The sequence below is a fragment of the Leptospira alexanderi serovar Manhao 3 str. L 60 genome, from assembly GCF_000243815.2.
GTDB classification, from domain to species: Bacteria; Spirochaetota; Leptospiria; order Leptospirales; family Leptospiraceae; genus Leptospira; species Leptospira alexanderi.
Window position 1 is genome coordinate 42501 of record NZ_AHMT02000061.1, and the last position, 11963, is coordinate 54463.

9 protein-coding genes (1 of these 9 only partly in view) are annotated in these 11963 nt (G+C 39.8%); 4 read left to right on the forward strand and 5 right to left on the reverse strand.

Annotated elements, in window-relative coordinates; all coding sequences use genetic code 11:
* The 3 genes in view from LEP1GSC062_RS19720 to LEP1GSC062_RS19730 are tightly spaced (each overlapping or abutting the next) and all read left to right on the forward strand, a layout consistent with a single transcriptional unit that may run on beyond the window.
* Positions 1 to 963: the 3' portion of a proton-conducting transporter transmembrane domain-containing protein gene (locus tag LEP1GSC062_RS19720; RefSeq protein ID WP_010577486.1), read on the forward strand. Its footprint begins 246 nt before the window's first position; the window shows 963 of its 1209 coding nt (coding positions 247–1209); the start codon falls outside the window, past its left edge; the stop codon is at positions 961 to 963.
* Positions 964 to 2373: a hydrogenase large subunit gene (locus LEP1GSC062_RS19725; RefSeq protein WP_010577487.1), complete on the forward strand. Its 1410-nt coding sequence runs from the start codon at positions 964 to 966 to the stop codon at positions 2371 to 2373. It begins immediately after the preceding gene.
* The gene (locus LEP1GSC062_RS19730) at positions 2370 to 3191 is read left to right on the forward strand and encodes an NADH-quinone oxidoreductase subunit B family protein (RefSeq protein ID WP_010577488.1); all 822 of its coding nucleotides are present in this window, start codon (positions 2370 to 2372) and stop codon (positions 3189 to 3191) included. Before LEP1GSC062_RS19725 ends, LEP1GSC062_RS19730 begins: the two co-directional genes overlap by 4 nt.
* Before the next feature lie 36 nt (positions 3192 to 3227).
* On the opposite strand, the gene LEP1GSC062_RS19735 is transcribed toward LEP1GSC062_RS19730, so the two are convergent.
* The 4 genes from LEP1GSC062_RS19735 to folE all read right to left on the reverse strand — a co-directional run bounded on the left by LEP1GSC062_RS19735 (position 3228) and on the right by folE (position 9883).
* Positions 3228 to 4643, reverse strand: coding sequence for a hypothetical protein (locus tag LEP1GSC062_RS19735; RefSeq protein WP_010577489.1), 1416 nt, complete (start codon positions 4641 to 4643; stop codon positions 3228 to 3230).
* A 1566-nt stretch (positions 4644 to 6209) separates the two neighbouring features.
* A complete protein-coding gene (locus LEP1GSC062_RS19740; protein WP_020985297.1) occupies positions 6210 to 7025 on the reverse strand; it encodes a cobalamin-binding protein in 816 nt (271 codons plus the stop codon).
* A 227-nt stretch (positions 7026 to 7252) separates the two neighbouring features.
* The gene (gene acs / locus LEP1GSC062_RS19745; protein WP_010577490.1) at positions 7253 to 9217 is read right to left on the reverse strand and encodes an acetate--CoA ligase; all 1965 of its coding nucleotides are present in this window, start codon (positions 9215 to 9217) and stop codon (positions 7253 to 7255) included.
* Positions 9218 to 9331: 114 nt separating this feature from the next.
* Positions 9332 to 9883, reverse strand: coding sequence for a GTP cyclohydrolase I FolE (folE, locus tag LEP1GSC062_RS19750; RefSeq protein ID WP_002725546.1), 552 nt, complete (start codon positions 9881 to 9883; stop codon positions 9332 to 9334).
* 186 nt (positions 9884 to 10069) lie between these two features.
* Between folE and LEP1GSC062_RS19760 the strand changes: the two genes are divergently transcribed.
* Positions 10070 to 11281, forward strand: coding sequence for a glycosyltransferase family 4 protein (locus LEP1GSC062_RS19760; RefSeq protein WP_020985320.1), 1212 nt, complete (start codon positions 10070 to 10072; stop codon positions 11279 to 11281).
* Positions 11282 to 11766: 485 nt separating this feature from the next.
* Here LEP1GSC062_RS19760 and LEP1GSC062_RS19765 read toward each other — a convergent pair whose 3' ends face one another.
* Positions 11767 to 11961 carry a DUF1289 domain-containing protein gene (locus LEP1GSC062_RS19765; protein ID WP_078124515.1) on the reverse strand — a complete coding sequence of 65 codons (195 nt, stop codon included), beginning with the start codon at positions 11959 to 11961 and terminating at the stop codon, positions 11767 to 11769.
* Between the last annotated feature and the right edge of the window lie 2 nt (positions 11962 to 11963).

Genomic DNA, 11963 nt, shown 5'->3' on the forward strand with positions numbered 1-11963 from the left:
CCGATCGCTTGGAAGTTTCTTTTGATCAATTCCTTCGGGTTAGGGATCGCGTTTTTAGGAATCATCATAGTTACGGCTACGTTATACGGTATTGATCATCCGGTTGAAGTTTTGGCGGGTAAGTTATCCGAACATCCGGAAAATCTATGGATTGAAATCGGACTCTGGCTGGCGATTTTCGGGTATTCTGCAAAACTTGGACTTTTTCCAAATCATGTTTGGGTCGTAGATACTTACGGTGAAAGTCCGAGTCAAATCTCCGCATTGATCGCCGCGTTTGTTCCGGTCGCGGTAAGTTACGCGTTACGTCCGTTCATTCATATGGATCATCAATTGTATCCGACTACTTTCAGCGCGGCGGACGGGTTGTTAATCTTAGGAATTATAACGATGTTGCAGAGTATCGTTGCGCTCTATCAAAGGAACGATTTGAGAATGATGACTGCGAAAGTAGCTCTATTTCACAGTGGCGCGATCGGAATTTTTCTCTGGATGGATCTTCCTGACTCGGTGTTCAATTTTGTAATGGCCGGAAATATCGTAATGAAATCGGTTCTATTTTTAACGATGGGGATCGTGAGAATGGATGCCGGAAAGAGAGAGTTGAGCAAAATTTTTCTTTCTGAGAAAATCAATAAGAAAGCGTTGTCACTTTATACGGCTTCTTTGTTTGTCGCTTTTGTTCTTCCCGGTTCTCCGATTTTCGTAAATGATCTTTTACTTTTGAAAGTAGGTTGGGCCCAAGGTCAGTGGTTTGTGATTACGGTGCCGTTTTTAGGATTGATCTTTTTCGGAGTATTGCTCTACAAAACGGTTCCTCTTTTTAACTTAGAGGACCGGCCGTTTGCAAAGGAATTTGCCGGAACATTACAGATTCGTATGACCAATTCGCTTTTGCTTTTTATCATGGTACTCGGTCTCGGTATTTGGGGTTTTTATCATCTACTGCAAGGAGAATTTTGAATGCGTAGCGTGACTGGTTTATATCCGAGAAAGGGTAAAAAGGGTTACAACCGCTTTTGGCTTACAAGCGACGGAGTAGAACATGAGATCGTAGAATATTCCGAAAAGGAAGCCTTTGAGGACACCGCAAATCCGATTTGGATTCTCAGACATTCTCTTGGAACCGATCAGGGAGAAGAGGATTATTCTTCCTATGATTTCGAAAGATATATTACGGCAGATCGCAAAATCGATCTGGAAAAATTCGTAACCAAAAAAGGTATTAAGGATTTAGTATATAAAGGATTAAAAATACCGATTCCGGCGAGTCATTATTCTCACGCAGTCGGACCGATTCACGCGGGAGTGATCGAACCTGGGCATTTTCGTTTTATCGTAAAGGGAGAAGAGATTCGAAATTTAGACATTCGACTCGGTTTTCAAAAACGAGGTTTAATCGATTTGATCAAGGGAAAAGGACCGAAGGATTCTTTGCCCTATGCGGAAGCGATTTCAGGAGACAGTACAATTGCCTATGCGATCGCGTTTTCCAGAATTTTCGAAGAAGCGCAGAAAATCGTCGTTCCTCAAGAATTGGATTTTGCAAGACTCGTTCTTTTGGAACTCGAAAGAATTGCGACCCATATCGGAGATATGGGTGCGATCGCGGGAGACGTAGGTTATTATCCTTTACAAGGTGTTTGTTCTTTGCAAAGGGGGGTTCCTCTTGGAGTGATGGAAGCGTTGACCGGGAATCGTTTTGGAAGAGGAGCATTATCTCCGGGTAAGGTCGTTCTTAGAAAGGGACTCAACCGCGAAAAATTAAACGAACTCGCAGAAAGAATTCGCTCCGTTGCTGCGGATGTGGTCGCACATTTTGAACGCGCCGCGAACGTTTCTACAAACCGGGAGAGGCTGCAGTCTTGCGGGATAATCCGACAAAAGCAAGTTAGACATCTTGGTTTTATAGGACTGGTGGAGAAGTGCACAGGACTCAGCAGGGATCTTCGTAATTTAGAAAAATCATATATGTTTAGTTCTCCGATTTCTCTTGAGTTGAATCGGGATCATATGAAAGGGGACGCATGGGCAAGATTTTATTTACGTTGTGAAGAATTGAAAAACAGCGGTAAATGGCTCGTAGAGGCGATTCCGAAATTAGAAGCCGCTTTCTCTTTGAAATTCGGAAAGGTCTCGTCAAAATCCGCTGTCAAAAAAGGGACCTATTATTCCGCAGTGGAAGGATGGAGAGGACCGGTGCTAGTATCCTTGGATTTGGATGCTGTCGGTTCGATTGAAAACGCCTATATCAGGGAAGTTTCCGTTCCTAATTGGCACGCGCTTGAGTTAGCGGTAAGGGGAGAATACATCGGAGATTTTCCGTTAAATAATAAGTCCTTCAATCTGAGCTACGTAGGAGTGGATCTATGAAAATTATATTCGAGATATTGAATATAATTCGTCCTGCAAAAACGATGAATTATAAAAAGGTTTTACCCTTCAACCCCAACGCGAGGGGAATTCCGGTTCCGGTGTTATCTTCCAATGAATCCTGTCTTTCCTGCAAGTCTTGCGAACAAGTATGTCCGACTCATTCACTCAAGATTCATTCCAAGGATAAGATGAGTTTCGATTATGGAGCTTGTCTTCAGTGCGGAAGATGTTCCGAGTTTTGCTCTGATGGAAAGATTATCGATTCTGGTTTTGTTCATGTATATTCCACCGATCGGGAAGCCTTAAAAGTAACGTATACCAATGGAATGCCGGATGAAAAACCGGAAATGGAAACCGAGGAAGTAAAACGGTTTAGAAAGACCACAAAGAAAACCGGATTTCAATTTAGAGAGGTCGCTGCCAGCGGGAATAATGCAACCGAAGCGGAAATCAACGCAAGTTTTAACGCCCTCTTTGACAGTGAGGCGAGTAAAATTCGGGTCGTCGCTTCTCCGAAACACGCGGACGCACTTGTCTATTCGGGTCCGGTTGGACCGAATATGGAAGGCCCACTCGATACTGCGTGGGAAACAATGCCTTCTCCAAAAGCTCTTGTAGCTTGCGGTTCGGAAGCGGTTTCAGGAGGGCTTTTCAAACTCGGTAAACTTCCAAAAGAACCTGATTTGTTCATTGGAGGAGATCCTCCTCGCCCGGATGTGATTGTTTCCGCGTTTCGGTATTTGATGGGAACCGGAGAATTCTCTTTCAGAGCGGAACTGGCAAAGTTCGTTCAAAATTTAAAGGAAACCAAATAATCTATATTAGGCGGGAATAAAAACATGTACATCTATTTAAATAAATTTTCCCATTCTTTCCGTAGCATAAAGAGCTTCTCTGGATTTTAAACTCATACTTGAAAACAATGTTTCCGAATTCATTCCGCTTAAGATGTCTACGGGATATGTAATTCGTTTATCCTTTTTCGTATGAATCGGATAAAAACGTTTTTGATCTCTATAGGAATAAGTCGTTAAAATGACCGTTTCAACATCATGAAAGACCTGTTCTAAATTTCGAAGTAAGGTGTTTGTTTTAGAAGCGATGTTTTCGTTGATATCTTCCCAAGCGGAAAGTTCTCCCGAAATTTCTATGTTGAGATGAACGAGAATGGGCCCTTTTTCGGATTGTTTCGCTCGATTCTTTTCTAAGACTTTTCGAGCGACGTTTAAAGCATCCGTATCGTTTCCTCTTCCCGTCTTTACAAGAATCGCTTTGTTTCTCTGTAATAGTTCGAAACCGTCTCCATAACAGATCAGCTCCTCCGCATGATCTAAAATTTTCCACTTTTCAGTCTCGTTTAGATTGGATAATTTTCGCTTGTGATAGAGAGAATATGCAATATTCCAAATGGATTGATATAAAAGAGCGGGAATCAAAAGAGGGGGAAGATCTTTGACTGAAAAAAGTTTTTGAGCCAATGCGTTGAATAAATCGGGTTGAATCAATTTTTGAGAAGCGAAATCGTCCGATACGACAATTCCGATTACTTCCCGAATGAGGTACGACTTCATACAAAGTGCGGTTTGAAAATCGTTGAAAAAAGCAAGTTCTGGTTCCGCAAACAATTCTTCCGGAGTTTTAAAACCAACGTATCTGGCTGTTGAGGTATCTTTGAGAGGAAATTTTAAAAACGCCTTATGAAAAATATCAGAACTAGTTTGAAAGTCGAAATTACGAATAAACTCGGTCGTATCTAACGCACTTTCGTTTTCAAAGATCAATGTTTCCGCCATGGAGTCTGTGTTGGTAATTCCTTCCATCACATAGAGTCTGTCTTTTCTAAAGATCTTACGGACCGCTTGGGTTTGCTCTTGGATCGCTTTTCTGGCAGCTTGGTCGTCGTGATTGTGGGCGGCGCAACCAAGTTCTGGCAGGTCAGATCTATGCATATACGCGATGAATAAAGCGGGAGTGTTCGGTGTATTGCAGGTTGCGTCATTGATCAAACGATCAATACGATTCCAGAACCAAAAGTTATTTAGGTTTGTGGAAACAATATTGCCGTCCGTTCTACCGAAACGAATCGTAGTCACTGGATAACCTTTTAGTTTACTTCCGTGAACGCGGCCGTCGATACATTTTGTGACGAGAACTTTTGGTGCTCGGATACTGAATTCTCGAATGACGTGTTTCATCCTATGAATGGTTTCCGATTGAAGAATATTCTCTTCCAAATATTGATTCAGGTACTGATGAACTTCTTGCACAATCAGCCTCTTTTTACTGAGTCATTCGAAAAATGTTTTTGTCTTTTTTTGATCAAAAACAAAATTATTTTCGAATGGCTTCGGAATTTAAAATCTGCTCCAAAACCTTAAAAGAAATCACTTATAATTATTCAGTAAGTTCGTAATAAAACGTAGAAGTTCCACCGTTTTAATGGCGAGGCTTTAGTCACCATAGTGATTAGGGCTTTATATAAAGTCCTAATCACTAAAACCCTGACATCTAATATGTTAACATCTAAAAAGTTCCTACATTCTGAGGCTTTGGGACAGATTCTTATGCTCTAATAGTATCAGTTAGAAAATAATTGTAAAATTCATTTTCCAGTAGAATCACAAATTTTAAAATAAGCGTTTCCATCTTATTTAATCGGTAATTTGCCGATACGTTTGTTAACACGCCTTTAAAAAACTTCAAGGATAAACGTCGTGTAGAAGATTTATCATCGGGAAATTAAAATTTGTCTCATAAAAAATTCGATTTTTATAATTTAGGAAACTAAAACTTTTTTCTATAAAACCATCTAGCGAAAAATGAAAGTTTCTTTTTTAGGAATTTACTGCGAAAATCCGCCATTGTACTTGGAACATCATAATATTATAAATTATTTTTGAAGTAGATTCTTATAAAATGAAAATCAATTATAGTCTTATTTCAAAAAGTCTTCCAATCTTTTTTAACTAGATAGTTTACTAGAACAAAAAATGTAAGAACTCCTACGGCTCATAAATGATGAATAAACTGTAAGTTCTGTCGTTGAATTTGGATAAAATGGTTATTTTCCGCGTAAATGGCAAGGACTTTGAATTTAAATCCTGTCCTACTCATCTCTACATAATAGAGTGTCCAAGATTCTGCGCCTAAACGGGGATTTGTGCTAAAATTGCTGGTACTCCTTTATGTGAGATCAGTAAAACCCTGACATTTAATATGCTAACATCTAAAAAGTTTCTACACTCTAAGAAGTTGCAGTAAACTTTTAATAGAGTTATTGAAAAAATTGTATAATTTAACGTAAGTTCGGTGTAAGAAATCCATGATTCATTTTTCTGTAGGAAGTTCAATTTGAACTTTATAAATCTATTCTTACTACTCGGACGCATGAAAATGATACTCGAAAATAAGCGGTCGGTTTTGCAAAAGTACAACGGTTCTCAAAAATTAAGTCAAATCGGGAAATCTCGACTTTTTAGAGGAATATTCCAACATTCTAATTTTCGAAATAATTTATCATAGTATTTTATTCATGCGTCCGAGTAGTAAAATGTGGGAACTATAACAAATCGCAATTTTACGAACAAATTCTAAAAGCAGAGACTCCTACTTTTAGAAAATTCTTTCTCATTTTCTTATATCGAGCTCACGTTAATTTATAGTACCAAACTGCATGACTCGTCTGTTGTAATGAAATTAAAGCCATCCGGAGTTAATTTTTCAACAACTCTAATATAAAAATTTTTGGAGAGTTTTCATCTTAAAATTTTTTATTTCATTTTGAAACGCTTTTGTACAGCATTATAAGTTATTCCTAAGATTCTGAAACTTCTTTAAGAATGAATCAATCTGACAAGATGATCGATCCCTTCCTCAAATAATGCGGGACCAGGTTGGAGAATGATTGAAGAATCCAGCTCGTAAATTTTTTGATTTCGAATTGCGTTCACACTTTGCCAGTCCGGATGTTTCTGCACCCATTCAAAATTCACCGGTTTTCCGCACCAAGAACCTATGTATACGTCCGGATTTGCTTTCGCCACATCCGATGCAGAGATAATTCTATCCTTCGCTAAGGATTTTTTTTTGAGATATTCAAAACAATCTTTTCCACCCGCCAGCTCAATCAATTCGGAAACCCAAGAAATTCCACTAATAATCGGTTCGTCCCATTCTTGAAAGAAAACAGAAACACGACTCCGAGACAGATATCTTTTCTGAATTTCGTCTAACTTTCTTTTCCAACCTTCTATTAGTTTTTGTGTTTCGTTCCTTTTGTTTACGATAGATCCGAGGAGCAACAACGTATCAAAAATCTCGAAAATTGTTCTTTGATTCGTTACAAGAACGTTAAGTCCCTCCGATATTAAATCTTTTGCTAAGTTTGCTTGAATGTCCGAAAAGCCGATGATAAGATCCGGCTTCAACTCCTGAATACGTTTAATATTTCCGTTGATAAACGCGGAAACCTTGGGTTTTTGTTCTTTAGCTTTGAGAGGTCGAACTGTATATGCGGAGATTCCTACGATACGTTCTTCCTCTCCGAGTAAATAAAATAACTCGGTCGTTTCTTCGGTAAGACAGACGATTCTTTTCGGACCTAACCGAGCGACCATAGGAGCGAGGTTTGAGTTTCGCGAAGCGACCATAGGAGTAAGTAACTCATGTAACGCTTCCTAAGGGTCGCGTTACAGGTTTGAGTTTCGCGAAGCGACCATAGGAGTAAGTAACTCATGTAACGCTTCCTAAGGGTCGCGTTACAGGTTTGAATTATAGAATCATTCATCTTGTTCAAACAAAGTTTATTGGAATTCGGCATAATGATTCACTCACTTTTTACTTTTGTTTCGAAAGGGTTTCTATAGGAAATCCGATCTTAACTATGGAATTTCCTTTTGTCTTCGATTAACTTCTGAACCACTGACGGATCCGCGAGAGTGGACGTATCACCGAGGCCCTCGAATTCTCCCGAGGCAATCTTTCTTAAAATTCTTCTCATAATTTTTCCGGAACGAGTTTTCGGAAGACTCGGCGACCAGTGAATCACGTCCGGTCTCGCAATCTTACCGATCATCTTTTCAACGGTTGCAATAAGATTCTTTTTCAAATCGTCGTTAGTCGTAACACCTTCCTTTACCGTCACATAAGCGTAAATTCCCTGACCTTTGATATCGTGCGGAAATCCGACCACCGCTGCTTCGGCGACGGATTTGTTTTCTACGAGCGCACTTTCCACTTCGGCGCTTCCGATCCTATGTCCGGAAACGTTAATCACATCGTCGACTCGACCGGTAATCCAGTAGTAACCGTCCTTATCTCTGCGCGCTCCATCTCCTGTAAAATAATATCCTTTGAATTGAGAGAAATATGTATCAAAGAATCGTTTCGAATCTCCGTAAACTCCGCGCATCATCGAAGGCCAAGGACTTTTGATACATAGGTTGCCGGAAATTTCGCCCTTGTCCGTGAGTTCTTTTCCGTCGTTATCCACTAAGACCGGTTGAACTCCGAAGAACGGTAATGTCGCCGAACCCGGTTTTTGCGGAATGGCTCCCGGCAAAGCCGTGATCATAATCGATCCTGTTTCGGTCTGCCACCAAGTATCGACGATCGGACATTTACTTTTTCCGATATTCTTAAAATACCATTCCCAAGCTTCGGGATTGATCGGTTCTCCGACGGAACCCAAAAGACGAAGAGAACTCAAATCTCTTTTTTGGATATGGCCTAAACCCTCTCTCATCAAAGCGCGGATCGCAGTCGGAGCCGTGTAAAAGATATTCACTCCGTATTTATCAATGACGTCCCAAAATCTCCCTGCATCCGGATAAGAAGGAACCCCCTCGAACATTACGGAAGAAGCTCCGTTGGATAAAGGGCCGTAGACTAAATAAGAATGTCCCGTCACCCAACCGATATCGGCCGTACACCAATACGTGTCTTCCGGCTTTATATCAAATACATAATGAAATGTTAAATTAGCTCCGAGAAGATAACCGCCCGTGGTATGCAGAACGCCTTTCGGTTTTCCGGTGGAACCGGAAGTATAAAGAATAAAAAGAGGGTCTTCCGCATCCATCGGCTCCGGTTTACAATAAGAAGGTAAATCAGGATCGCCGATCAAAAAATGATACCAATGATCCCGACCGTCTTTCCAAGTCAGACCGGATTCGTTCCCCGTGCGACGGACAACGATTACTGTTTTAACGTTCTCTTTGGATTTTTCGAGAGCAAAGTCGACGTTTCTTTTGAGTTCAACGGGTTTGCCTCCTCGAAAACCTCCGTCCGCAGTGACAATCAACTTCGGCTTACAATCGTCGATTCTACTTTGAAGCGCTTCCGGAGAAAAACCTCCGAACACGACGGAATGAATTGCACCAATTCGAGTACATGCAAGAATCGTAATGGCTAATTCCGGAATCATAGGAAGATAAACAAGAACCCGATCTCCTTTTTTTACTCCATATTTTTTGAGAACGTTCGCAAAACGATTTACCTCTCTGTAAACGTCGTAATATGTAAGGACCCTGGATTCTGAAGGATTATCTCCTTCCCAGATCAAAGCGGCTTTGTTTTTCAAAGGAGTACTGATGTGACGATCTAAACAATTATAAGAAACGTTGAGCTTTCCGCCTTTGAACCACTCCACTTTTGCATTTTTAAAATCGTGATTTAAAACCTTGGTCCATTTTTTAAACCAAGTCAGTCGGTTTGCTTCTCTTGCCCAAAATTTGTTCGGGTTCTTGATGGATTCCTTATAAAGAGATTTATAATCCTTAAGGGTAATGTTTGTATTCTTTTTAAATTCCGCGGATGGTAAAACTACTCGTTCTTTTGCCATAACTTCCTCCGAATTCAGCAAAGAATGTTCTTTTTTTTCTCTCTGTCTACCAAATTGCGAAAAAGGAAATCCGAACCTTTCTCTTAGGAAAATTGTCCGAAGGAGGTTGATTACTTAGGTAGATCCGGTACGAATGAGATCCAAAAACTCGGAACGGGTTACCATATTTTCTTTGAAAGCCCCTAACAGGCAAGAGGTGAAAAGTTCCGAATTTTGTTTTTCGACTCCCCTCATCATCATACAAAGATGTTTCGCCTTAATGACCACTGCGACTCCTTGGGGATCAAGAACTTCTTGAACGGCGTAGGCGATTTGTTCCGTGAGACGTTCCTGAACTTGAAGTCTTCTGGCAAACACATCGACGATTCGAGGAATTTTGCTGATCCCGATGATCTTTTTGTTAGGAAGATAAGCGACGTGAGCTCTTCCGTAAAAAGGAAGAAGATGATGTTCACAAAGAGAATATACTTCGATGTCTCGAACGAGAATCATTCCTTCCGTAGGTTCTTCAAAGATCGCTCCGTTGACAACTTTCGTAATGTCGACGTGGTAGCCGGATGTCAGAAAGTCGTAGGCTTTTTTCACTCGTTTCGGAGTGTTGAGAAGACCTTCCCTGGTCGGATCTTCTCCGATCGATTTTAGAATGTTTACGATATTTTCTTCCAAATTAAACTCTCTTCATTCGATTATCCCAATTGAATCGGGAGTCTTTTTGTTAGATTCCTTTCGGAGGATTCCGGATCGGTTTTTTAAATCTAACGCCTCATTCCCATTCTCAAAAGTGCCTATTGAATCTTCCATCGGATTTTCATTTTATTGCAGATTTCCGACAGCGGGTAATTCTGTCTGATCATGGGAACCAAAAGAAAGGAAGTACAAAAAAACCGAGCTTTGGCGATCGGATTGGATGCGCGTATGATTGCTCATTCAGGGATTGGGATGAGAATCCGTGGTCTTTTGAAGTATCTCGGTCCAATTGCGGTGAAAGAGAATTTTCGGATCTATCTTTTTGGAGATGTAACGACGATTTTGAACGAAGGAATTTTATGTTATGAGTTTTCCGGTTTTGAGAAAGGTCGAAGTGAAGCTGAAACTTCGAATAATTCTTCTAAAAAAGAAAAGGGTTTTTCTTATCCTGTGATTCGCTATCACTCTCCGATTTATTCTTTTTCCGAGTTTTTAGGTCATCCTTTGATGGGAAGAATGGATCTTTTGGACATTCCTCATTTTAATGTACCTTTGCGCTATCTCAGAAAATCGATCGTGACAATCCACGATATCATTCCTTTTCGAATGAAGGAATTTCATTCAAGTTTTCTGAAACGAATTTATATGCAGGTCGTATTTCGTTTGCTTCGACGATTTTCAAAAAAGATCGTATCCGTTTCCGAATATACGGCAAAGGATTTGGAATCCGTTTTCGGTTTTTTTAAAGAGGAAATAAAAGTGATCCACAACGGAATCGACCAATCCGTTTTTTATCCTGCGACGGCTACGGAGAAAGAAAAATTTCTAAAAAAATATAAACTCAAAGAAGGTTACTTATTAAGCGTAGGAATCGGAAAAGGTCATAAGAATTTAAACTTTGTTCTCGATGCTCTAAAACCTCTTTGGGATTCTAAGATTCTAAAAACAAAATGGGTGTTAGGTGGCGTTTCGGGAAAAATTCCCGACTATTTGCAATCGGATATTATGGGTTATGAAGATCAAATTCTTCCTATGGAAAGACTGTCCTTGAACGAACTTCGTTGTCTTTATTCCTGTGCAGGGCTTTTCATCTTTCCTTCAAAATATGAAGGTTTCGGATTTCCTCCTTTAGAAGCCCAAGCCTGCGGCCGTCCGGTGATATCTTCCAATACAACTGTCATGCCGGAAATTCTTCGAGACAGTGTGTACTATTTTTCTCCGAATAAACCGGAAGAATTGCAAAGTCTTTTGAGAGATTTTTCAAAAAATCGAAATACTATAAAAAAATTGATCATAAAAGGAAAAAAAAATTCCGCCAGATTTTCTTGGGAAAAGGCGGCTTTAGAAATTTTGGAAGTTTATAAAAGTCTATCCTAAAAGTTTTCCCTAGGAACTCCCACGTTTTAGGGGGTAGCAAATTAGATGTTACTGATCTCTACATAAAGGAGTACCGCCAATTTTAGCACAAATCCCCGTTTAGATATAGAATTTTGGACACTCTATTATGTAGGGATGAGTAGTGGATAGTGTTTTAAATGTTTGTGGATAACATTTAGGTTTTTTAACTCCTGATTTTGTTCATCAAGCGGCCTGATTTCTGTAAACCTGATTTTAGGACTTTTTACATTACACTTTTTTAACCGGCCTCGAATTGTCACTGAATCTTGAATACCGTAGTTTTTTATCGCTGGTTCTGGTTGTATTTGCCACTCTCTATTTCCTCGATCACTTTCCTCTTGAATGTGTCACTGTAACGTTTGATCGTTGTCATTTTACCTGCCTTTGACTGACAACTTTTTCTTAGGATTTTACACCCAGCTCATTCGAAAATAAATTTACTAAAAATAGGAGAAATAAGAGTATTATAAATTACTTTTGCGTAGTTCTTTGGAAAAAATCTCTTCTTTGCGAATTTTCAATTTCAAGAACAAATTCTCTCTTTCAGAATCGGAATAACGAGACCAGTTTCCGATTTCATCAATGGTTCTAAAACATCCCTGACAATAACCGGATTCAAAGTCCATTATACAGATTTTATTGCATGGTGAACGAATCAATT